At 61.8% G+C, this 23,184-nt stretch carries 21 protein-coding genes; 8 read left to right on the top strand and 13 right to left on the bottom strand.

The genetic code is table 11. From position 1 onward, the window contains the following. Complete coding sequence (locus NKL06_RS32055; RefSeq protein ID WP_023693466.1) at positions 1 to 162, bottom strand: hypothetical protein; 162 nt, start codon at positions 160 to 162, stop codon at positions 1 to 3. Between the two features lie 147 nt (positions 163 to 309). Here NKL06_RS32055 and ctaD point away from each other — a divergent pair, with 147 nt between their 5' ends. Next, a complete protein-coding gene (gene ctaD / locus NKL06_RS32050) occupies positions 310 to 1,968 on the top strand; it encodes a cytochrome c oxidase subunit I (protein ID WP_023693467.1) in 1,659 nt (552 codons plus the stop codon). A gap of 103 nt (positions 1,969 to 2,071) precedes the next feature. Here the strand turns inward: ctaD and sdhD are convergent, their stop codons facing one another. Next, positions 2,072 to 2,461: a succinate dehydrogenase, hydrophobic membrane anchor protein gene (gene sdhD, locus NKL06_RS32045; protein ID WP_027050929.1), complete on the bottom strand. Its 390-nt coding sequence runs from the start codon at positions 2,459 to 2,461 to the stop codon at positions 2,072 to 2,074. A 658-nt stretch (positions 2,462 to 3,119) separates the two neighbouring features. Here sdhD and cphA point away from each other — a divergent pair. Genes cphA through NKL06_RS32025 form a run of 4 tightly spaced genes read left to right on the top strand, consistent with a single transcriptional unit; the run spans position 3,120 to position 7,616 of the window. Beyond that, positions 3,120 to 5,171: a cyanophycin synthetase gene (gene cphA / locus NKL06_RS32040; RefSeq protein WP_352581579.1), complete on the top strand. Its 2,052-nt coding sequence runs from the start codon at positions 3,120 to 3,122 to the stop codon at positions 5,169 to 5,171. Continuing rightward, the gene (locus tag NKL06_RS32035; protein ID WP_352581577.1) at positions 5,168 to 5,896 is read left to right on the top strand and encodes a glutamate ligase domain-containing protein; all 729 of its coding nucleotides are present in this window, start codon (positions 5,168 to 5,170) and stop codon (positions 5,894 to 5,896) included. Before cphA ends, NKL06_RS32035 begins: the two co-directional genes overlap by 4 nt. Continuing rightward, entirely contained in the window at positions 5,896 to 6,795 is a 900-nt protein-coding gene (locus tag NKL06_RS32030) for an isoaspartyl peptidase/L-asparaginase family protein (RefSeq protein WP_023693469.1), read from the top strand. The genes NKL06_RS32035 and NKL06_RS32030 overlap by 1 nt, the downstream gene beginning before the upstream one ends. Then, a complete protein-coding gene (locus tag NKL06_RS32025; protein ID WP_023693470.1) occupies positions 6,792 to 7,616 on the top strand; it encodes a cyanophycinase in 825 nt (274 codons plus the stop codon). The genes NKL06_RS32030 and NKL06_RS32025 overlap by 4 nt, the downstream gene beginning before the upstream one ends. A 197-nt stretch (positions 7,617 to 7,813) precedes the next feature. Here NKL06_RS32025 and NKL06_RS32020 read toward each other — a convergent pair whose 3' ends face one another. Both NKL06_RS32020 and NKL06_RS32015 read right to left on the bottom strand, forming a co-directional pair. After that, positions 7,814 to 8,311 (bottom strand): hydrolase, encoded by a 498-nt coding sequence (locus NKL06_RS32020; protein WP_023682458.1) that lies wholly within the window; start codon positions 8,309 to 8,311, stop codon positions 7,814 to 7,816. Between the two features lie 39 nt (positions 8,312 to 8,350). Further along, a complete protein-coding gene (locus tag NKL06_RS32015; RefSeq protein ID WP_023672674.1) occupies positions 8,351 to 8,521 on the bottom strand; it encodes a hypothetical protein in 171 nt (56 codons plus the stop codon). Positions 8,522 to 9,456: 935 nt separating this feature from the next. Between NKL06_RS32015 and NKL06_RS32010 the strand changes: the two genes are divergently transcribed. Then, positions 9,457 to 10,281: an SIR2 family NAD-dependent protein deacylase gene (locus NKL06_RS32010; RefSeq protein ID WP_023682459.1), complete on the top strand. Its 825-nt coding sequence runs from the start codon at positions 9,457 to 9,459 to the stop codon at positions 10,279 to 10,281. 129 nt (positions 10,282 to 10,410) lie between these two features. On the opposite strand, the gene NKL06_RS32005 is transcribed toward NKL06_RS32010, so the two are convergent. The 3 genes from NKL06_RS32005 to NKL06_RS31995 form a co-directional block, all read right to left on the bottom strand. Beyond that, complete coding sequence (locus NKL06_RS32005; protein WP_023682460.1) at positions 10,411 to 11,478, bottom strand: M42 family metallopeptidase; 1,068 nt, start codon at positions 11,476 to 11,478, stop codon at positions 10,411 to 10,413. Positions 11,479 to 11,524: 46 nt separating this feature from the next. Then, positions 11,525 to 11,953 (bottom strand): GFA family protein, encoded by a 429-nt coding sequence (locus NKL06_RS32000; protein ID WP_050485925.1) that lies wholly within the window; start codon positions 11,951 to 11,953, stop codon positions 11,525 to 11,527. 69 nt (positions 11,954 to 12,022) lie between these two features. Then, positions 12,023 to 12,634 (bottom strand): ATP-dependent Clp protease proteolytic subunit, encoded by a 612-nt coding sequence (locus tag NKL06_RS31995; RefSeq protein ID WP_023682462.1) that lies wholly within the window; start codon positions 12,632 to 12,634, stop codon positions 12,023 to 12,025. Between the two features lie 445 nt (positions 12,635 to 13,079). Here NKL06_RS31995 and NKL06_RS31990 point away from each other — a divergent pair, with 445 nt between their 5' ends. Continuing rightward, positions 13,080 to 14,480 (top strand): Do family serine endopeptidase, encoded by a 1,401-nt coding sequence (locus tag NKL06_RS31990; protein ID WP_023693471.1) that lies wholly within the window; start codon positions 13,080 to 13,082, stop codon positions 14,478 to 14,480. A 201-nt stretch (positions 14,481 to 14,681) separates the two neighbouring features. Here NKL06_RS31990 and NKL06_RS31985 read toward each other — a convergent pair whose 3' ends face one another. From NKL06_RS31985 to NKL06_RS31960, 6 genes are all read right to left on the bottom strand, one after another. Further along, on the bottom strand, positions 14,682 to 15,647 hold the full coding sequence (locus NKL06_RS31985; protein ID WP_023672667.1) for an ABC transporter permease: 966 nt from the start codon (positions 15,645 to 15,647) through the stop codon (positions 14,682 to 14,684). A gap of 3 nt (positions 15,648 to 15,650) precedes the next feature. Beyond that, entirely contained in the window at positions 15,651 to 16,655 is a 1,005-nt protein-coding gene (locus tag NKL06_RS31980; protein WP_023693472.1) for an ABC transporter permease, read from the bottom strand. After that, entirely contained in the window at positions 16,652 to 18,196 is a 1,545-nt protein-coding gene (locus NKL06_RS31975) for a sugar ABC transporter ATP-binding protein (RefSeq protein ID WP_023693473.1), read from the bottom strand. Before NKL06_RS31975 ends, NKL06_RS31980 begins: the two co-directional genes overlap by 4 nt. Positions 18,197 to 18,256: 60 nt before the next feature. Further along, positions 18,257 to 19,237, bottom strand: coding sequence for an ABC transporter substrate-binding protein (locus NKL06_RS31970; protein WP_023682467.1), 981 nt, complete (start codon positions 19,235 to 19,237; stop codon positions 18,257 to 18,259). A gap of 103 nt (positions 19,238 to 19,340) precedes the next feature. After that, the gene (locus NKL06_RS31965; RefSeq protein WP_023693474.1) at positions 19,341 to 20,960 is read right to left on the bottom strand and encodes a GMC family oxidoreductase; all 1,620 of its coding nucleotides are present in this window, start codon (positions 20,958 to 20,960) and stop codon (positions 19,341 to 19,343) included. Then, positions 20,957 to 21,706 carry an FCD domain-containing protein gene (locus NKL06_RS31960; RefSeq protein ID WP_023682469.1) on the bottom strand — a complete coding sequence of 250 codons (750 nt, stop codon included), beginning with the start codon at positions 21,704 to 21,706 and terminating at the stop codon, positions 20,957 to 20,959. The genes NKL06_RS31965 and NKL06_RS31960 overlap by 4 nt, the downstream gene beginning before the upstream one ends. 188 nt (positions 21,707 to 21,894) lie before the next feature. Between NKL06_RS31960 and NKL06_RS31955 the strand changes: the two genes are divergently transcribed. After that, on the top strand, positions 21,895 to 22,989 hold the full coding sequence (locus NKL06_RS31955) for a mandelate racemase/muconate lactonizing enzyme family protein (RefSeq protein ID WP_023693475.1): 1,095 nt from the start codon (positions 21,895 to 21,897) through the stop codon (positions 22,987 to 22,989). Positions 22,990 to 23,184 lie beyond the last annotated feature (195 nt).

Below are 23,184 nucleotides of genomic sequence, written 5' to 3'. Positions count from 1 at the left end.
TCAGGACCACCGGCTCCAGGCCGGGGCGTTCAGTTGCCTGGGCACCGACATGTCCGGCGGCATGGGGTCATGGAGACCATGACGCGCCTCGAGCCAGAAGGCGGATATCAGCCCACCAACCACCGTCGTCAGAACCAGTGTCGCAGCAATTATCGCCAGCATGGACGTCGATCCTCAGCCGCGCAGGGTCGGCCGCGCGGAACCTAACCGCGGCTTCCGTGGAATGTTCCTACCGCCGGTTCGGTGGAGGAACAATCAAGTTCCAGCACGGTTCGATGCTGGCGACGGACGGCTCAAGCGGAGAAGGTCATGAACGAATATACGGCGGCAGATCCGGACGGTCTCGACAGCCACCAGCCGACCGGCATCACCCGATGGCTGTTTTCGACCAACCACAAGGACATCGGCACACTCTATCTGGTCTTCGCTTTCATCGCGGGGGTGATCGGCATGCTCTTGTCGGTGAGCATGCGAATCGAGCTGCAGCAACCCGGGATCCAGTTTTTCCCCGGACTGGCGTCGATGATCTACGGTTACCAGGGCGACGCGGCGATCGACGCCGGCAAGCAGCTTTACAACGTCTTCACCACGGCCCACGCGCTGATCATGATCTTCTACACTGTGATGCCCGCCCTGATCGGCGGCTTCGCCAACTGGATGGTTCCGATCATGATCGGCGCCCCCGACATGGCCTTCCCGCGCATGAACAACATCTCGTTCTGGCTGCTGCCGCCGGCATTGATGTTGCTTTTATTGTCGATCTTCATGCCCAGCGTCCCCGGCGGCTATGGCCCTGGGACCGGCTGGTTCCTGTACCCGCCGCTGTCGACCTCCGGCCATCCCGGTCCCGCCGTGGATCTGGTCATCCTGTCTCTGCACATTGCGGGCGCCTCCTCGATCCTGGGAGCCATCAACTTCATCACCACCATCTTCAACATGCGCGCGCCGGGGATGACCCTGCACAAGATGCCCCTGTTTGTGTGGTCGATCCTCATCACCGCCTTCCTGCTGCTGCTGGCTCTGCCGGTGCTGGCCGGCGCCATCACCATGCTCCTGACCGATCGCAATTTCGGAACCACGTTCTTCGCGCCGGACGGCGGAGGCGACCCGCTGCTGTACCAGCATCTCTTCTGGTTCTTCGGCCACCCGGAAGTCTACATCATGATCCTGCCGGCGTTCGGCATCGTCAGCCAGGTGATCTCGACCTTCTCGCGAAAGCCGATCTTCGGGTATCTCGGGATGGTCTACGCAATCGTGGCGATCGGGGTGATCGGCTTCGTCGTCTGGGCCCACCATATGTACACCAGCGGGATAGGCCTCGACACGCAGCGCTACTTCACCTTCGCCACGATGGTGATCGCAGTGCCGACCGGGATAAAAGTGTTCTCCTGGATTGCAACCATGTGGGGCGGTTCGGTCAGCCTGCGGACGCCGATGCTCTGGGCGCTCGGCTTCATATTCCTGTTCACCGTAGGCGGGGTGACGGGCGTTCAACTCGCAAATGCCGGCCTCGACCGTGAACTGCACGACACATACTTCGTCGTCGCGCATTTCCACTACATACTTTCACTGGGAGCGATCTTCGGCATCTTCGCGGGCTGGTATTACTGGTTTCCGAAAATGACGGGATATCTCTACAATCCGCTTCTGGCTGGGGTCCATTTCTGGACGACCTTCGTCGGCGTGAACCTCGTCTTCTTCCCCCATCACTTCCTTGGATTGGCGGGCATGCCGCGTCGCTATGTCGACTATCCCGACGCATTCGCCGGCTGGAACATGGTGTCCTCGTATGGATCGTACCTGTCGGCCGCGAGTGTCGTGATTTTCCTCTTCGGCATCTTGGAAGCTTTCTACCGGCAAAGAGCCGCCGGCATGAACCCATGGGGGCCAGGAGCTACCACATTGGAGTGGGAGCTGACCTCTCCACCCCCTTTCCATCAATGGGACAGGCTGCCGCAAATCAGATGAGGCCGGGTTGTCGAACTCCTGTGCGCAAGCCAGCCCGGTTCGCCGCTGAGGCGAACTTCAGCCTGCCGGTGGCAGACGTTGGCTGCAGCTGAGAACCGGATCGCTATCTGAAGCTGATTAACAGCACAGCGAACAAGCTTGCGAGCGCGACTGCCCAGCAGAATAACCAATTGGCGATCAGAAGAAGCGATTTGAGCACGGTGGCATGGCAGTAATCTTCGATGATCGATTGCATTCCAAGCCGCATGTGAACGCAGCTTACGAGAATGAAGCCAATAAGGGCTGGCGCGACATAGATCGATCCTACGACGCTGAGGACGGCGTCTCGAGGCTCACCGACCAGCATTATAACGACCGCGACGATGTAAATGACAAGGATCAACAGGGCAGCAGATGTCAGCCGCTCCAGCATGAACGTTTCGGTTCCGTGTTTCGCCGATCCAAGGCCCCGCACTCGAGCTAGCGGAGTTCTGATTGAGGGTCTGTCAGCCATGGCGTTTCACCAAAACTACTTGGTTGCCTTGCGCGCAACTCAAGCTGTTGCTGTTTCGATGCCCGGGCCGTCGGTGCCGACGGATAGTGGGCAAGCACGGTCTCCAGTCGAGCAAGGCGGGCTTTGTGGGCGTTCAGTTCGTATCCTGAACGCCATCCAATTTGCCTGGGTCTGCCATCTCTGCATAGCTCGTTTTCAAGCAGCGAGATACGAAGGCGGACCGCGTCGATCTCCTTGACAAGCGCGGCCTTCACCGATTTTCGACTCTGCATGGCTGTAGTTCCGGTGCAAGGATGGTTCCAAACCTGACGCGTCTGGAAATGTTCCCGGGTACCGAAGGCGTGCTGAAGATTAATGCCTCAGTGCTGGACCCGCACAATGGAGCGCCATGAGCCAAAGCCGGGCATTCGCTCGAGGGCCGCGGCGTGCCCGGCGAATGGTTGGGAAGCGAAGGGAAATGCCTGGCCCGCCTCGTCACGAGAGATAAGTAGCCCTCAGAACAGTGACCGCACGTGGCCGAGATAACCAGAGGGTGTTCTTGGGCCAACATATGTTAACGACCACTTTTGTTGCTCTCTCCTGCAAAAATATTTGGGCTTAAAAGCCGGGAACTAACCGATCCTCCGGATGTTGCGGAATTAGTCAGGAGAAACGGACTATGTCGGACAAAGAAATTCATCGGGGCGCCTCGCGTTTTCGCCGTATCCGCGTCGTGGACGCCCGCGTGTTTCGCGGGCCGCACCTCTATAGCATGACGCCAATGGTCCAGATTCGGATCGACCTCGGAGCCCTTGAGGCGTTCCCGACAGACAAACTGCCCTGGTTTTCCGAACAGATCGTCCGATTGTTGCCCGGCCTTGCGGGCCATGGCTGCAGCTATGGCGCCCCCGGCGGCTTCGTTCGCCGCATGCAGGAAGGAACCTGGCTCGGCCACGTCGTCGAGCATGTCGCCCTGGAACTGCAGAGCATGCTCGGTCACCGGGTGACACGAGGAAAGACACGGTCGGTCAAAGGCAGTCAGGGCACTTACAACGTCATGTTCGCCTACAAGGATGAGCTTGTCGGGCTGCTCGCCGGACGCGTCGCGCTCGAACTGGTGGACAGCCTGCTGCCGGCCAATCTGCATGGTGTCGAGGGGCTCGGCGACATTGCGGAAACGCAGGGGCCATTCGAGTTCGCAGCCAGGCTGCAGCAGCTCAAGCTTCTGGCCGCCGAGCGTGCCTTGGGGCCTACGACTGCTTCCTTGGTGCGCGAGGCCGAGAGGCGAGGCATTCCGGCGGCGCGGATCGACGACAGCAGCCTCGTGCTGTTTGGTCACGGAAAGCATCAGAAGCGCATCCGCGCCAGTTGCAGCGACCTCACTTCCGAGATTGCGACCGAGATCGCCTCGGATAAGGACCTGACCAAATTCCTGCTGCAACAGGCCGGCCTGCCGGTGCCACGCGGGGAGCTGGTGCGATCGGCGCAGGACGCAGTCGCGGCGGCAGCACGGCTGGGCTACCCCGTGGTCACCAAACCACTCGATGGCAATCATGGAAGCGGCGTCAACATCGGTCTGGCAACAGAAGACGACGTCCGCTGGGGTTTCGAACAGGCGCGAGAACACAGCCGCAGCGTTATCGTCGAGCAGCATTTCGTCGGCTCGGATCACAGGATCCTGGTAATCGGCGGAAAGGTGGTGGCGCTTGCCGAGAGGGTTCCGGCCCATGTGGTCGGCGATGGCCGGAGTTCTGTCGCCGAGCTCGTCGAGGAGACGAACCGCGACCCGCGGAGGGGAGAGGGCCATTCCTCGGTATTGACCCGCATCGAAATCGACGAATGCGTCGAGCATTTCCTGTCAAAATCGCAGCTCGCCCTGGCGAGCGTTCCAGCGCCGGGCCAAATGGTGCTCTTGCGGCCCACCGCCAATCTCTCCACCGGTGGGACCGCGATCGACCGGACGGAAGAAATCCATCCCGAAAACGCGCTGATCGCCAGGCGGGCGGCACAGATCGTCGGTCTCGACATTGCCGGGATCGACTTCGTCTGTCCCGACATCTCACGGCCGGTGAGCGAAACCGGCGGCGGCATCATAGAGGTGAATGCCGGTCCTGGCTTTCGCATGCATCTCGAACCCTCGTCGGGGCGCGCCCGCAACGTCGCACGGCCCGTGCTCGATCTTCTCTTCAAAGGCGGCAAGGACGGCCGGATTCCGACCTTCGCGATCACGGGAACCAACGGCAAGTCGACCACTGCCCGGATGCTGGCGCACATCCTGCAGGCGAATGGGGCAACCGTCGGGCTCACCTCCACCACCGGCGTCTACTTGAACGGCGAGCGGATCATGACAGGGGACTGCTCCGGTCCGCAGAGCGCCAGGATCGTGCTGCGCGAGCCGGGTGTCGATGTCGCGGTGCTGGAATGTGCGCGCGGCGGCATCCTGCGCGAAGGGCTTGCCTTCGATGCATGCGATGTTGGCGCCGTTCTGAACGTCCACGGCGATCATCTCGGGCTGAGGGGCATCGACACGATCGAGGACCTGGCGGAGGTGAAATCGGTCGTGGTCGAGTCCGTCCGCCGCGGGGATGGAGCATTCTCAATGCCGACGACGTCCATACGTCCGCAATGTCGCGAGATGCCGGCGGCAGGATCTGCTACTTCTCGCTGGCGAGCAGGAGCGAGTGGCCCGATTTCTTGCGCAGCCACCTGGCGGAAGGCGGCCGCGCCGTGACGCGGGAGCCCAGCAGCGACGGCTGGGACATTTTCATCCACGAGGATGGGGAATCGATGTTCCTGATGAGCGTCGACGAAATTCCCGCGACCTTCGAGGGTTCTGCCGAATTCAACGTTGCCAACAGCCTGGCAGCCGTCGCCATGGCGCATTGCCACGACGTTCCGGCGGCAACGATCCGGGCGGCGCTGGCCGAGTTTGGCACCTCGTTCGAGCAATCTCCCGGTCGCCTCAACGTCTTCGACGGGCATGGTTTCCGCACGATCGTCGACTATGCGCACAATCCGGAAGGGCTGAAGGCGCTCGGAAAGCTCGTTTCCCACATGAGGCGCGGCTATCAGCGCACGATCGGCTTGGTCGCCATACCCGGTGACCGCCGCGATTGTGATATACGCGAGATGGGCGCGATCGCTTCGCGGATATTCGACGTCATCGTCTTCAAGGAGGATGAGCAGGAGCTGCGCGGCCGAGCCCCCGGAGCGATCGCCGGCTTGCTGCGGGAAGGTGCCTTGAACGCCGGCTGCGCCCCAGGCCGCATTCACGCCGTCTGTCCCGAGAAGGAGGCCGTCGACGTGTGTCTCAGGCTTGCACGGGAAAACGACCTTGTCGTGCTGACCGTCGACGACGTTGAAGCCGTGTGGCGGCAGGTAACCGGCTTCGGAGGCGCGACGCCTTCGAGGGGAGGGCCCGATCAGACCCATATTCGCCATCTGAGGGCTGGCTGATGTGGTCGCTGATCCTGCACGGCGGCGCCAAGGAGATCGATCCGCAAGAGGAGGAGGCGCATCGCAACGGATGCATCGAGGCGCTCGAGGCAGGTCGGGCCGTCCTGGCCGGCGGCGGAACGGCGGTCGATGCGGTGGAAGCGGCCGGTCGCATCCTCGAGGCGGACCCGACGTTCAATGCGGGATATGGAAGTGCCCTCAATTCGGACGGCGAGGTCGAGATGTGCGCTGGCCTGATGGAGGGCAGGGACTTCAATGTGGGTGCCGTCGCAGTGATCAAGGGCGTGCGCCATCCAATCAGTGTCGCGAAGGCCATGCTGCATGAGGAGCCGATCCTGCTGGCGTCGGAGGGGGCCCGGCGTTTCGCCGCCGAGAAGCAGCTGGAGCTTTGCGATCCGGCGGATTTGATCACGCCGCAGCAGCGCGACGCCTCCAGCAAGTCGGAGGCGAAGGATACGATCGGTGTGGTTGCCCTGGATCAGTACGGGGACATCGCCGTCGGCACTTCGACCGGCGGACTGGACGGCAGTGCTCCGGGTCGTGTGGGGGATTCTCCGCAACCCGGTTGCGGCTACTATGCCGACAACCGGTTGGGAGCCGTCGCCTTCTCGGGAGATGGTGAGCATATTGCGCGAAAGGCTCTCGCGGCCCGTGTCATGCAGGCACTCTCGGCGCGGCAGGCATTGTCCTCGGGGCAGGCTGAAGGCGGCCTGGAGCAGGTGCTGAATCCCGCGCTCAAGGAAGTCGAGGCGATCGGCGGCGAAGCCGGAGCCATAGTGCTTACCGCGACCGGCGTGTCTGGATGGGCGCATAACAGCAGGGAGTTCGCAGTCGCTTTCATGACCAGCGAGGACAACCACCCGCACGTTTTCCTGCGCAAGAAAGACGTGGGCAAATGACCGACAAGAAGAAAAAACGATCCTCGAACGGTAAAGCCGGAACGCTCGTCATCATCGGCGGCCACGAGGACCATGATGGCGATCGTGTCATCTTGAAGGAGGTGGCGAGCCTGGTTCCGAACGGCCGCCTGGTGCTTGCCACCATCGCGTCTCATGAGCCGGATGGCTATCTCGAGAAGTATCAGAGGTCCTTCGGTGAGCTGGGCATCAAGGATGTCATCGAGCTCTACGTCAACGACCGCCTCGAGGCAGCTCATGAAAAGAAAATAAGTGCGCTTGCAGACGTGAGCGCGGTGTTCTTCTCCGGCGGCGACCAGCTCCGCATCACCAGCCAGATAGGCGACACGCCCATCGACGAGCGGGTGCACGAAATCTATGAAGCCGGAGGCGTCATTGCCGGCACCTCCGCGGGCGCGTCGGTCATGAGCGACACAATGATGGTGAAGGGGCCGAACGCAGCGTCCTTTCGGATCGGCCACATTCGGATGGCGCCGGGACTGGGCCTGCTGCCGAATGTCATCATCGACCAGCACTTTGCGGAACGGGGCCGCATTGGGCGGCTCATCGGGGCGGTGTCGCAGAACCCGCGCGTCCTCGGCATCGGCATCGATGAAGACACCGCGATCGTGGTGAAGGGCGAGATGTTCAAGGTCATTGGCAGCGGCGCTGTCTATCTGGTCGATGCAGCCGGCGTGACGCATTCCAACATCGCGGAAGGTGAGCCTGATGCCGCCCTTTCCATCCATGATCTTAGGGTTCACGTGCTGAGCTCAGGCGACGGGTTCGATCTCGCGCTGCGACGGCCGGTAGGGCTTCCGTAAGACTTCGCCACACTCAAGCTGATGGTGCGGCGCGGTCCGCGTACCGCGAAAACCGCATATATGAAGCAGTTCTCCTATTTGAAGTCGCCCAACCAGAATTGTCGCATTGTTGCGGGTCCGGCAGGATTACAGACGGCCTCTCGTCGGCTCCAATCCCGCTAAGCTGAAGACCTTCGCTCGCCCGGCGTTCTGTCGGGCTAACCCCGCCGGCGACTGGCCTGAATGGCAGCAAAGGTTACCGGACGAAACCCCCATGCGTCGACGCCGACATCATGCTGGCGCGTCATCGGCTTCAGACGACCGTGCGAATGACCGTGCAGGTTTACCGACCTCTTGCCGATCTGGTTCCAGGTGCGAAAAGGATAGTGGCACAGAACCAGCAAGCTGCCCTCGACAAGAAGCTCCATGTAGTGGTGCACGCTCGCCCAGGCCGGGTCGCCAATGGTGGCGGCGCCATCATTGTTGCCAATTATCAGGTGCTTGGACCCGTTAAGAGACGACAGCAGTGAAGACACGGTCTCGGCTGGACCCTTGGCGAAATCGCCGAGGTGCCAGACCTCGTCGTTCGGGCCAACCGTTTCGTTCCAAAACGCAACCAGCGCCTGGTCATGATCGACCAACGAGGCGAAGGGACGCCGGTCGAGGCGCAGAATGCGCGGATCGTTGAAATGCGTATCGGAAGTGAAGAAGATCATGCGCCGCGGCCGGCTGCGACGCGCGACCGGCGATCGCGTCTAACTGCCGGAGCGCTCTTCGGCTTCATCATCGATCCCGATCGGGGCTTCCCTGAGCATCTTGAGTGCCTCTTCCTTCGTAAGGCCGCACTTGCGCGCGAAGTAGAGCGCCTCGATCGCCTTTTCGCGATCCGCCGTGGATTTTGCGTGCTGTTTGGGCTTTTTGCCCATCGTTCTCTGCCACCTTCCGAGGCCACCAAACCATCACAGTGCCGCGTTGTTCCCGTGCATCGGCTGACCTGCCGGACTGCGCGAATGCCGATGTCGCCGGCATCCCGCGAGCCCCGGACAGCGCGTATATCAGCCGGCTCGCGACAACGGCGGAGCGACTCCAACCCCGACAGCGTGAATTCAAACGAAAGCCCGCGCCGTGGGAGGGGCCGGCGCGGGCGATCGGGCTACCGATCTTGCAGCGCGGGGGTCGACCGCTGCATGGCTCGAACTGTGCAAGCGAGCATTTGTTCCGGGCCGCATGCAAAGCATCGGCGTTTCATTGCAATTCTGGGGGACACAACCAGCATTTCGCTTCAGTCCGCCGCCGATGTGGGAGGATGAATACCGCCTTGCGCTAATTCGTCCGCCCTGGACACGAAACCAACCGCGCATTGAGCGCGTAGCTTCGGCGATTTAAAAACACCTGCACTGGAATATTTCCGGGCGCATGGAACATCTCCGGCCGCTGATGTTTAGGCCGGAATGACGATGATCTCTGTTCTTACAATGATTTACTCTCTCGCCATCTTTATCGGCGCGAAGCGGCGCAACCTCTTGGTGAATGCGAAACTCGATAGAGTTTTGCGCAATATGGCTGGCGCAGAACTGAATCAACGTGGCCAGTAAACCGCAACACCGCCGGTTCCAGTTCACAGCCAGTGTCCTCGCGGCCGCTACCTCGGTTCGGGTGGCAAGCGGCTCGGCAGGACTGCAAGGGCCGCCCCCTCTGGGCTGGCTGGTGCGTGGTCGATCCGATTTCGTCGATGAGGGCGGAGCACGATGCTCCCGCAGTGCGCCGTGCTGGCTCGAATTGCGGGGCCGCGTCCACGATCCGCTCACGGGGCACGCACCTTTAGGTCCGGCCCACGCGAGTGGCTTCGGAGGACCTATCCATGAACGATGATGATCCTATAAATTCGCTCGCCAATGCAATTCGTCATCGCAGCGCAATTTTGTTTGTGGGGGCGGGGGTATCGATCAGCGTCGGACTTCCGTCTTGGGAGAAGCTCATCGAGCGAATGGCAAAGGAGCTCGGCGTCGACGATGAATTTTCCACGCGACGCGATCGTTTTCAGACCTTGGCCGAATACTATCGGATCAAGCATGGCAGCATCGGACCACTTCGCAGTTGGATGGACAGAAACTGGTCTGTCGCCAAGGAACGGATCGAGAAATCGGAATTGCACCGTCTCATCGTGACGCTCGATTTTCCCGTCATCTATACGACGAACTATGACCGGAACCTGGAACTCGCTTTTGAAATCCACGGTCGAGAGTACGTGAAAGTGGCCAACGCACGGCACGTTGCGCAGGCCCGTCGAGGCATAACGCACATCGTGAAATTTCACGGCGACTTTGACGAGGACTCTTCCCTTGTCCTCACCGAAACCGACTATCTTGACCGCCTGTCCTTCAATTCTCCCCTTGATGTCCGCTTTCGCTCCGACGCTCTCGGCAGCACGATCCTGTTCATTGGCTATAGCCTCTCCGATCCAAACATCCGGCTGCTGTTGCACCGGCTTTGGCAGACCTGGCACCGGTCTGGATATGAGAAAGATCGTCCCCCTTCGTTCATCTTCATGCCCAGCCGCAACCCTGTGGAGGAGGCCGTGCTTGGGCGCTGGGGTATTTCGGTGCTCGTTGGCGCAGGTGATGATCCTGAAGCCGGTCTGACGGATTTCCTCAGGCGTTTGGTGGAAGCGGTCGCGGTGACCTGAGGCGCGCTCCCCAGTGGACCGTGGTTGGGTTTTCGCAGGTGCGCGGTGACCGACGAACCGGGCGGTGGCCGACAGGCGCCAGATCGGCGACTGTTGGAGCCACGACTTCCACAATCAATCCCGCAGCGATCATCTTGGCGTGAAGTCGATCTCCGGCGTCAATTGCCGGCAATATGCACAAACCAGGTCAATCGTCGTTTGCACATCATCCAGGCAAACAACTTCGGACGGGGTATGCATGTAACGCAAAGGCACGGAGAGCACCCCACTTGCGACGCCGCCGCGGTTCTGCTGCATGACACGCGCGTCGGTAGGGCTTGAGCTGCCCACCGCCTGAAACTGATAAGGCAGGCCCTCTTTCTCGGCCACCGACTTCAGCAGATTGAACACCACCGGGTTGGTGTTCGCGCCTTGAGTGATTGCCGGCCCTTTCCCAAGGTCCAGTTTGCCCTGATCCTCGGCGCGAGCGCGCGGATAGTCCATCGCCACGCCCATATCGATTGCGAGGCCGGTTCGAGGCGCGATATTGAACGCCGAGGTCATCGCGCCTCGGGAACCGATTTCCTCTTGAACCGTACCCAGGATATAGAGCCCCACGCCGGGGTGAACGCCTCCCTCCTCAGAGAGGCAGCGCAGCACCTCGGCGCCGATGAGGAGGCCGACCTTGTTGTCGAACGCTCGTCCGACAGCAAGGTTGCCCTGGAGCGCTGCAAACTCGCCATGGATAGTCACCGCGCTGCCGACCTCTACGACCTTCAACGCTTCCTCTCGCGAACTCGCGCCGATATCGATCCACAGTTCCATCAGCGAGGGTGTTTGAGACGTGTCAGAGGCTTTGAAGGTCTGGATTGCTTTGCGACCCACGACCCCCAGGATCGGCTCTTTGCCGTGCACCCAGACACGCTGGCCGATTTCAGTGGCAACGTCCGTTCCACCTATGGTGCTGAAGAACAGAAAACCGTCATCGTCGATGTAGTGGACGATGAAGCCGACCTCATCCATGTGCCCGGCATACATGAAGCGCATAGACGCCTCAGGATTGATGATCGCTGTGACATTGCCCATGACGTCCGTCGTCAACCTGTGGGCATACGGACGAACATACTCGCGGAAAAGCTCCGCTACAGGTTGCTCAAAGCCGCTCGGCGACGGGGTCGCCACAATTTTCTTCAAGAACTTGAGTGATTCATCGCGCATGAAGCTGACTTTCACAGTTCATGGGTGGAGGGCCATTCGAGCATGGTCATACTCGTCGGGCTTCGCGCCAATTTTGGCCTTCTTCGGTGCGATCGCCCGCGAATTGGTCAGCCCAAGGCAGGTTGTGGAGCCAGGCTTCGCGCCGGGGGGTCCAAAGCTCGTATGCCGGGAGAAGGTCGTTTGGCGCATCATCGAGAGTGCCGATCATGATCTCGGCTTCGTCGTCGCGGAGGTTCACCACGCGCGACCCGCATGCCGGACAAAAACCTCTGCCGTTGAATGCAACAAGCTCGCCCTTGCACTGGTAAGCCGACCGCGGCCACACGGCAAAGGCACTGTAGGTGCTGCCGCTGGTTCTCTTGCAATCCTGGCAATGACACAAGCCAACGCGCAACGGCGCGCCGGTGACAACATACCTCACAGACCCGCAAAGACAGCCGCCGGTCCGCTCTATCTTTTCAACCTTGCCGTTCATGGTCGCCGGAGCCATGAGTGAGGGAAGCGTGTTGGACTCGGCTCTGCCGTTTGCATCCGAGGCGTCAAGTTAATCGGCAATGTCTTCAACAAGGCCCAACTCCAAAGCTCTGGCTGCCATCAGGTAGCAGTTGGTCAAGGCATGGTCGCGCAGCTCTTCCAGCGATGTTCGAGAACCTTGGACGAGATCGGCGAACCCTTCATTCTCGAGTCGCTCTGCCGTTTCCAACAGCGCAAGTTGTTCGCGAACGATCTGAAGACAGCTTCGAATTGGTCCATTCAGAACCAAGTCTTTCTCAAGCCTTCTTTCATGAATCAGCAGGACTGCTTGCGGGCAAAGGAACCTGCAGGCTTTCGGGAAAGCGGCAAGGACCGTTACCCCGGCAGAGTAAACCGTATTCTTGCCAATGATGTAGCCGTTGCGGCCCGAGTGTTTCAGAAAAAGCTTGAACTCTAGAGCTAGACGTCGCGCGCCGTCGGCGTCGCCTCCGGGCGTGTCGATTTCAACGTAGAGATCGTCTTCCCCGGAACGCACGGCTTTCAAATCGTCCAAGGCTTTGGTGACGACAGTGTCATCAATCAAGCCGTGTATACGCAAGTTTGGATCGAACAAAAGCCGGTGAAGGTCTGGAGCGGGCGGCGGGGAGACGGTGTGTTCGGCTGACTGGGGCAACAGATCCATATAGACATCCTCACTATGGGGGCCGAACTTAGTTGGTACCCTTTTGTTCCCTTGAGGGAGTTCGAGCGGCGGTGATCACGACCGCGTCTCTCTGCGGCTGTTGAGCTCCCTCTTGCATTGCAGATCGTTTTCGCACCAGGCCCGGTAGAGGCACCTCAGCCGCTGGGTTGGCTCCATGGGCATATCGGGCATTTGCCGGAGCTGACGCAGTCGCTTTGCTGACTTCTGCCACGTCCGGGACCAGTCCTGTGGACGGTTGAACTCGACGGCCTCAATGGTTCCCGGCTGCTGCCTTCCGGACCCCCGCGGTCGGGCTGTTTTTCCTGGCCGTGCCATTTTTCCGGGGGGCTGAAACAAACAGCTTTGTTGGCAGTTCTAGCGTCCGGAGCACCGGCTCCGCGCGGCGCGGCCGAGCGGCCGGGGCTGTCCGGCAGGAGGTCCAGCAATGTCTCACGATATGCAAAGACGATTTGCAACGCGCTTGATCGCGGTTGCGCTGATGCTCTCGGCCAGTGGCGTGGCGCCTGTCCTGGCCCAGGATACCCCGACCGACTTCACGGCGATCATTCAGCAGAAATTGCCGGCCGTGGTCGCGATCACGACCCGGGAGGTTGTCCAGGAACAGACGACGGCGGGCGACTTTACAAGTCCGTTCGACGGCCAGGGCCTCGGACCCGTTCAGCCACAGGTGAGGGAGGCGCTTGGCTCCGGATTTGTGATCAGTCCCGACGGCTACATCGTCACCAACAACCATGTCGTTGCCGATGCGACAGAGATCCATGTCGTATTTTCCGACAAGGAAACGGCGCCGGCGCAATTGGTCGGCCGTGACCCCGCCACCGATATAGCGGTGCTGAAGGTCGACCCGCGGCCCAACATGACCACGACCAAATGGGGTGACTCGGATGCAATGCAGCCGGGCGCATGGACAATCGCGATCGGCAGTCCCTTCGGACTCGGAGGGACAGTCACTGTCGGCGTTCTGTCGGCCCGCTCGCGAGACATTCAAGCCGGGCCGTACGACGATTTTCTCCAGACGGACGCGTCGATCAATCGAGGCAACTCGGGCGGTCCGCTGTTCAACGCACGTGGCGAGGTGATCGGCGTCAACACCGCCATTGTCTCGCCGTCGGGCGGCAGCATCGGGATCGGATTTGCGGTGCCATCGCGCACCGCCCAGAGCATCGCCGACCAGTTGATTAGAACCGGCCGGATCGAGCGTGGCTTCATCGGGGTCCGCCTGCAGGACATCACGCCGTCGCTGGCTGAGGCCCTCGGGATGAAGGATGACAAGGGCGCGCTGGTTGCTTCGGTCGAGCCCGGCAGCCCGGCGGAGAAAGCCGGCTTGAAGCCGGGTGACGTGATCACCCGGTTCAACGGCAAGGGCATTGAGGGTGTCCATGACCTCACGCTTGCGACGGCTAGCCAGAAGCCTGGCAGCAAGGCCACTCTGACACGGAGTAACGGCGGCAAGGACCAGGAGATCGCGCTTGTCATCGGTGAGCGCAAGGATGCGGAGGTGAAGACCGGCGCTGTTCCCGACAAGAGGTCGGCGGCCGAAGGCCTCGGCCTATCGCTCAGCCAGATTCCGGATCAGGCGCGTCAGCAGCTCGGCATCAAATCAGGAACGACCGGCGTCTTCGTCGTGGAAGTGGTTCCCGATGGCCTTGCCGCCCGGAGCGGATTGCAGCCGGGCGATGTCATCATATCGGCCAACAATCGCCGCGTGACGGAGCCTTCGGACATCGTCGAGGAGTGGGCGAACTCTCGCCGGCAGAGCAAGCCCATCCTGTTTCGGCTGGAAAGGCAGGGGCAGTCCGTGTTCGTGGCGGTCGCCGGGAAATGACCGTCTCCAGGACGACCATGTGACTGCACCACGATCCGCTTGCGGATCCCGCTCCAAGGGTGTCGGACCCCAGGTGCACCGGGGAAGCATCGCCGCAGAAAGTCTGCGGGATGCGCTCATTGGGCCGGGTGCGCAACGCGCACTGATTCTGCAGCGCCAGAGCTCTTTTGAGCTCATCGTGCTCGAAGGCGCTCGCCATCCTCAGGCAGTTTCGCGCCTTGCCGTAAGCCGTGCCTGGAGAAGGACGACGACGAGCAAAAACAGCCCGCGGATCACCGACTGCCAGTAGGCTGACAGCGAAATCCAACCCATGCCGTTTTCGAAGTTCAGGACGTTGAAAAGGATCCCGAGCAACAGCACGCCGGCCAGCGTGGTCAACACCGAGCCCGAGCCGCCGGTCAGCAGCGTCCCGCCCACGACCACGGCTGCGATGGCAAACAGCTCCCAGCCGACGCCCTCGATCGGCTGGCCTGCGCCGAACTGAGAAGCGAGGACGACGCCGGCGAGCCCGGCCAGGCACCCGCTTGCGACATAGACGAGAAATTTGACGCGGTCAGTGCGCAGCCCCATCAGCCGCGAGGCATCCTCGCCACCGCCGATGGCCAGCACCGTCCGTCCCGTGCTGGTGTAGTTCAGGACCACTGAGCCGACGGCATAGGCAACCAGGGCGATGACTGCCGGAATCGGGAAAATCCAGAAATTCCCTTGGCCGATGGCGGTGAAACCCGAATCGTAAGACACCGAAACCGTCTGGTTGCCGGCCAGAAGCAGCGCCGAGCCGCTTGCGGCCAGCATGGTGGCAAGCGTGGCGATGAATGGCATCAGGTTGCCGCGTGTAACCAGGAGCGCGTTGATCAGCCCGGCTGCCAGGCCGGCGCCAACGCCCGCTGCAAGGCCTGCCACGATGCCGTGCGGGCTCGCCAGGGCTGACGCGACGCTGCCCAAGGCTGCGACGGAGCCGACGGACAGGTCTATGCCGCCGGTCATGATCACGAAGCACATGCCGAGCGCGACGAGCGCGAACATCGAGTTGTAGCGCAGAACGCTCATCACGTTGAAGAGGCCGAGGAAGCGGTCGTAGCGCAGGAATCCGAACAGGACGAGGGCTGCAAGCGCGATGACGACACCGTAAGTGCCGATGATGCGAACCAGTCTGGCGCTGTTCATGGATTACACCCGGTGTTGCTGCTGCAGCCAGACGGCGAATGCGATGATGCCGGCCTTGACGACGAGCGCAGCGGCGTCGGGTACGCCATTGGCGAGCAGCGTGTAGCGCACCAACTGGATGGTCAGTGCGCCCAGCAGGGTGCCGATGATTGTGGCCTTTCCGCCACTCAACAGCGTGCCGCCCACCGCGACCGCCGCGATGGCGTCGAGTTCCATGCCCAGCCCCACGAGATTGGCGTCGCTGGAGGAGTTGATCGCAATGACGACGAGACCGGCTAGCCCCGCGCACAGGCCGCTGATCGCATAGACAGCGAGCTTGATCCTCGATACGGCGATGCCGGCGAGTTCAGAGGCCTTTTCATTGCCGCCGACCGCCAGGATGCTTCGCCCGAACACCGTGCGGTGAAGGGCCCAAGCGGCCACCGCAACCAGCACGGCCATGATGATGACCTGCGCGGGAATGCCGAGCGGGCGGGCAAGTCCGATCCACTGGAATTGCGGCACGCGGAAGGTCTGCAGATTGCCGTTGGTCATGACCTGCGCGATCCCGCGCCCGGCGATGAACAGCACGAGCGTTGCAACAATAGGTTGGATGCGGAAACGCGAGACCAACCAGCCATTGAACAGCCCGAACAGGCCGGCGACGAGGATCGAGGCAATCATCGCGACGGCTACCGCCAGATAGATGTTTCCGACCGGGAAGATCGTGCCCATGAAGATCATCGGCGCCAATGCGCCGGAGATCGCCATCAGCGAACCAACCGACAGGTCGATGCCGCCGGTGGCGATCACCAGGGTCATCCCCACCGCGACGATCACAATCGTGCAGACCTGGGTTAGGTTGACGTTGAGTGTCTGCAGCGTCGCGAAATTGCGCGTATAGGCAAGGTTGAAGACCACCAGCAGCACAAGCGCGATCACCGTGCCGTAGCGCGCCAGGAAACCGAACACATCAAAGCGGCGGTTTCCAGCGTCGTTGGCTGCGGATGGTGTGGCCAGATCGCTCACGCTGCCTCCTTCGCCGCGCCGCCATGCGCCATCGCCGCGAGCACGTCCTCCTCGTCGGCTGCCTGGCCTTCCAGTTCGGCCACCCTCACTCCTTCGCGCAGCACGAATATGCGGTCGGCTCCTTCCATCACTTCCTCGAGTTCCGAGGAGATCATCAGCACGCCGAGCCCGTCATCGGCAAGCTTGCGGATGAGGCGCTGGATCTCGGCCTTGGCCCCGACATCGATGCCGCGTGTCGGCTCATCGAGGATGAGCAGCTTCGGGTTCATCGCCAGCCAGCGGGCAAGCAGTACCTTTTGCTGGTTTCCGCCCGACAGCTCGCGGACCTTCTGGTTAGGCCCCGAGCATTTGATGTCGAGTTCACGAATGAAGCGCTCGACGATCTCCTTCTGCCGGGCCTCGTTCAGGATGCCATTGCGGCTGATTTTCGGCAGCAGTGCCAGTGTTATGTTCTCCGCGACGGTCATTTCCGGCACGATGCCCTCGGCCTTGCGGTCCTCGGTGCAGAAGCCCATCCCTGCGGCGATGGCATCAGCGGCACGTGCGGGATGGTAGGACGCGCCTTCCATCGTCATCTCGCCTGCGCTCCGGCGGTCGGCGCCGAATACGAGGCGGGCTGTTTCGGTGCGGCCGGCGCCGAGCAAGCCGGCAAAGCCGGCGATCTCGCCGCGGCGCAGGTCGAAGCTCACGTCACGGACCAACTGGCCGGCTGCCAGCCTTTGCGCGGTAAACAGCACATCACCGATCCTCGACCGATCGCGTTCGCCGAACGCGGTCGCGTGGCCTTCGACGGCTGCGACGTCGCGGCCGAGCATGGCCGCGACCAGCTCCAGCTTGCCGATGTCGCTCATCGCCGCGCTTCGCACCGTGCGGCCGTCACGCATGATCGTGACCCGGTCGCAGACCTCGTACAACTCGTCGAGCTTGTGGCTGACGAACAGAACGGAGACGCCGTCGGCCTTGAGCTGACGGATAACGCTGAACAAGACCGAGACTTCACGCTCGTCCAGCGAGGAGGTCGGCTCATCCATGATGACCAGGCGGGCGGAAAAGCCGATGGCGCGGGCGATCGCCACCATCTGCTGCGTGGCGGTGTTGAAATCGCTGAGCGGGCGGCGCACGTCGATGCCGATCGAGAAGCGGCTGAGCAGGCGCTCGGCTTCCGCATGCATCGCGCTCCAGTCGAGCAGGCCGCGGCGGCGCTTCTCGCGTCCAAGGCAGATGTTCTCGGTCACCGAGCGCAGCGGTACGAGATTGATCTCCTGGTAGATGGTGCTGATGCCGCTGACCTGCGCCTGATGCGGAGACCCAACTTCGAACGGCTTCCGTTCGAACAGCACCTGCCCCGCATCCCGGCGGTAATAGCCGGTGAGCACCTTGATAAGTGTCGATTTGCCCGCACCGTTCTGGCCGATGAGTGCGTGGATCTCGCCCGGAAGAACCTGGAGCGAGGCATCGGCCAGGGCAGGGATGCCGGCAAAACGCTTCTGGATGTCACGCATGTCCAGGAGCAGCGCGGCTTGGTCCGGCTGAGCGGTCATCGTCAAACTCCCAAACCCTACCCGCCGAAGCGGGTAGGGCAACTGGAAAGAAAGTGGATATCAGAACGCAATATCGAAGTCTTTCTTCGCGTTCGTGGCGTCGAAGAAGGCATCCTCGTTCTTGATGAACGGCGGGATCTTCTTGCCGGCCGCATAGTCGGCCATCGTAGCGAAGGCCTTCGGCCCGAACAGCGGACTACAAGCGCAGATAGCGCCGATCTTGCCGTCGATGATCGCCTGAACGCCTTCCTTCTCGCCGTCGATCGACAAGATCAGCACATCCTTGCCCGGGGTCTTGCCGGCGGCTTCCAGAGCGGCGATGGCGCCCAGCGCCATCTCATCATTGTGCGCGTAGATGATATCCGCATCAGGGTGCGCCTGAAGCAGCGTCTCGGCGACCTGCCGGCCCTTGTCACGGGCGAAGTCGCCGGACTGCGACGCCAGGATGGTGAACTGCGAGTGCTTGGCGATGAAATCGTCGAAGCCTTTCTTGCGGTCGGTAGCGGCCGAGGCTCCGGTCGTGCCTTCCAGCTCGATGATCTTCGACTTGCCATTGGCGTTCTTGATCAGCCATTCCCCGACGCGGGTCGCCTCCTCGATGAAATCCGAACCGATGAAGCAGACATAATCCTCGCCCGGCTTGGCCATGGTGTGATCAACGTCGCGGTCGACCAGAAACACCGGTATGCCGGCATCGCGCGCGGCAAGAATGACCGGCACCAGGGGCTTGTCTTCGCGGGGCGGCAGGAAGATTGCGTCGACGCCCTGCGCGATCATCGAGTTCACGTCGGAGGCCTGCTTGGCCGACGAGCCGGCGGCATCCGTGTAGACCAGCTGATGGCCGAGCTTGGCGGCTTCGTCCTGCATGCTCTTGGTCTCGGCAAGACGCCACGGATTGTTGCTTTCCGTCTGCGCGAAACCGACCTTGTACTTGTCCTTCTTGGCGAGCGGCGGGAGCGCCGCGAAGGCGCGTGAGCCGAGTGTCAGCGCGACCGCGCCGGCGGCGGAGCCAACCAATAGTTTTCGACGGGTAATGATCATGCTCTTTCCTCCTTTATTGTCGCTTTCAGCGACTGTGTAATTTCCTCACGATATCGGCCTTGACGGCTTTGGCGATGACGCCGTCGGCAAGCTGGATCAGGCTCTATGCCGCCTCCAAAATGAAGTCGGCGCAGCGGTCGCCCAGCATCATGGCGGGCGCCGCCGTATTGCCGGCATTGATGTTGGGGCAGGCCGACATGTCGGCAACCCGCAGATTGTCTATTCCGCGCACGCGCAGCGCCGCGTCCAGCACCGCCATCCGGTCGCTGTCCGAGCCCATTCGGCATGTCCCGGCCGGGTGGTAGTTGGTCTTCACAAAGCGCTTGCAATGCTTTGTCATGGCTTCGTCGCTGAGATCATCCTGGCTTGGCACGGCAATGGTCTTGACCCGATCGGCGAGCGGCTTGGTCAGAAAAGCCTGCAGGAAATAACGCTGGCCGGAGATCATTTCCCGCATGTCGTCGGGATGTTTAAGGAGGTTCGGCGAAACGATCGGCATGTCCTTCGGATCCGCCGAACGCAGCCTTACGAAACCGCGCGACTTTGGCTTCACCACCACTGTCGTCACGGTAAGCCCATAGGTGTTCTCGACCAAGGTCAGGATATCGCGGTCCAGATAGACGTGCGGCACGCAGAAGGCCTGGATCGTCGGTTCGCCCTCGGGATCGGCCGGATTGACGAAGGCTCCGGCCTCCACCCCCGCTGACAGGATCGTGCCGGTGCCGAAGAGCTTGAAATGCAGGCCGTTCCTGATCATCCTCCAGCCTTGGCCCTGCCTGAAATAGCCGTATGGGCCGTTTGCGGTGGCGATGATCGGCACCTCCGGATGGTCGATCAGGTTTTCGCCGACCCCGGGCAGGTCGGCGACGCAGGAAATGCCGTGCCCGGCAAGCGCCTCGGCGGGGCCGATGCCGGACAGCATGAGCAGTTTCGGCGAGACGAGGGCACCGGACGAGACGATCACGTCGGCATCTGCATGGACGGTATGCTCGGCGCCCGACGCATCCGAATAGACGACGCCGGTGACCCGACCGTTTTCGATCAGCAGCCGGCTGACTGTGCAATTGAGTTTCAGCGTCAGCTTGGGATCATTCGTCAGCGGCTCGATGAAGGCATAGGCGGCGCTGCTGCGCTTTCCCCGCCGGTTCATGAACTGGTAGAAGCCGACCCCGCGCTGCGACGGTCCGTTGAAGTCATGGTTGTACGGCAATCCAAGGCCTTGGACGGCCTGGACGAACCAACGGGAAACATCATCGATGTGGCCTGGATCCGAGACCAGCAGCGGACCTTCGCTGCCATGCAGTTCGCCGCCGAGGCGGTTGTTTCCCTCCATGCCGGTGAAATGCGGCAGCACCGCCTGCCAGTTCCAGCGCACGCCGGCATTGTTGCCGCGCAGCAGTTCGTCCCACTCCTCATAGTCGGCCGAGCGGCCTCGCATGTAGACCTGGGCGTTGACCGAGGTGCCGCCGCCCAGCACGTTGCCTTGCGAGATTTCATGGACGCGGCCGTCGAGATGGGCCTGCGGCTCGGTGCGGTGATAGCGCATGAATTTCGAGCCGTTGATCATCTTGAAGATGCCGGGCGGCATGTCGAGCAAGGGGTGATGATGGGAATGGCCGGCCTCCAGCAGCAGGGTTCGCCGTCCCGCTTTGACAAGCCTTGCCGCCGCGACGCAGCCGGCTGCTCCGCCGCCCACCACGATATGGTCGTAGGACTGCGTCATGCTTCCGGCGCCTCACGGCTTTCGAATGTACCGCGGACATACTCCCAGGCCGCCGAGAGGTGGTTGAGCAGCGCCCGCTCGGCGCCGTCAGGATCTCGCTCAATGATGGCCGTGCAGATTTCACGATGGCTGAGGAAATTCACGCGGTTGCGCTCGGGCGACCGTGGCATGCGCATCCAATGCGGCGACAGCCAGGCGGTAAATGCCTTGTGCACGACAGGCAGCACCGGGTTGCGCGCGATGTCATAGAGCGCTGCGTGGAACGCCACGTCCGTCGCATAGAATTTCTCAGAATCCGGGATGGCTGCCTCGTTCATCGCCAGCGCCGCCCTCAGGGCTGTGACGTCATCCTTGCGGGCATGGATGGCGGCGTTGCGCGCCAGCGACGCCTCGAGGAAGACGCGCATGTCGTAGAGGTTCTTCACGCCCGCCTGGTCGCTCAGCAGATGTCCTACGATGCCGTCGAGGGCGCCGAGCGCGGCATCCAGGCCAGGCCGGCGCGCCACGGGCCGGAACCGCGGACGCGCTTCCACCAGGCCGCGGCTGGCCAGGCGCGCAATCGCCTCACGCACAACGCCCCGGCCTACACCATACTCGATCATCAGTTCGCGCTCGGCCGGCAGGTAGCTGCCGTCGCCAAGCCTTCCGGACGTGATGTCGGCCTCTATGCCGGCCACCATCGCGTCGGCCGCGCGAGCGGCGAGAATAGCCGCGGGCATCTCAGGACGCTCTTCCGTATCCAGCAAGCCTTTTTCCTCCCAGATGGTCCTGTTATTAGAAGGTAAATCGGACCAAAGCACAAGCGGATTGATGCTTTTGTAGGACCAAAAATGACTGATTGACTTCAGAAGCGCTGAAAGATCAGCCACATTGTTGCCAGTCAGCGCTGCCGGTGCAATTATGGTCCGATGAAAAAACCTGAATGGAGCGCAGCATGAGCCGCACCGAAATCAAGGAAGTCGAGACCCGGCTGTTCCGGGTCCCACTGCGTGAGGTGATGACCGATGCCAAGCACGGCGCGCACACGCATTTCGAGCTGGTGACCGTCACGTTGAGGCTTGCCGACGGCACTGAGGGCACAGGCTACACCTACACCGGCGGCAGGGGCGGCTATGCGATCAAGGCAATGATCGATCACGACCTCGCGCCGTTCCTCAAGGCACGCGACACGACGCAAATCGACACGATCTACGACGGCATGCTCTGGCACATCCACTATGTCGGGCGCGGCGGCATCGCTTCTTTCGCGATCTCGGCGATCGACATCGCATTATGGGACCTCAAGGGCCGGCGTAGCGGCCTGCCGCTTTGGCAGATGGCGGGCGGGGCCGGGAAGAGTGCCAAGGCCTATCGCGGCGGCATCGACCTAAACTTTACCCTCGATCAGCTTTTGGCCAGCATCGATTCCTATCTCAATGCCGGCTTCACCGGGGTGAAGATCAAGGTCGGCAAGGACGACCTGGCCGAGGATGTGGCCCGGGTGAAAGCAGTTCGCGAGCGCATAGGACATCACATCACCTTTATGGTTGACGCCAACTACGCGCTCGACGTCCCGCGAGCGATCGAGGCAGCGAGAGCATTCGCCGCCTACGATCTGCTGTGGTTCGAGGAGCCCATCATACCCGACCATTATGAGGGTTACGCCAGCATTGCCAAGGCGACCGGAATGCCCCTGGCAATGGGAGAAAACCTGCATGTCATCGAGGAGTTCGAGCATGCCTTCGCTTGGTCGAATCTCGCCTACATCCAACCCGACGCCTCCAACTGCGGCGGGGTCACCGGCTGGCTGCGCGTGGCAGCGCTCTCACGCAAGGCTGGCATTCCGGTCTGCAGTCACGGGATGCAGGAACTTCATGTCAGCCTCGTTGCAGGTCAGACAAATGCCGGCTGGGTGGAGGCGCATAGTTTTGATATTGACCATTATACCACTGAGCCGCTGAGGCTTCAGGATGGTTTGGCGATAGCACCCGACGAGCCTGGAGTGGGCGTTGTCTTCGACTGGCGGAAATTGGCGGATTTTCGCCAATAGCGCCCCCTGAACGGCGGCACGGCCGCATGCATTTTGTCCAGATCCTGCTTCCTCGTTCCGGCAACGCGGAGAGCGCTTCGCCGAGGAAGACTTCGACCGTCTGAAGAACGAACTCGCCGCCGCCGCAGCCAGCGGGCATACCACTTATCGGATGCCACACTTACATTTGTAATTGCAGCGACGCTTCACCGGCTT

This window comes from Mesorhizobium sp. C268A (assembly GCF_040324475.1).
Lineage (GTDB): Bacteria > Pseudomonadota > Alphaproteobacteria > Rhizobiales > Rhizobiaceae > Mesorhizobium.
The sequence above is the reverse complement of the archived record's forward strand: the minus strand, read 5'-3'. Positions and strand labels throughout refer to the sequence as shown.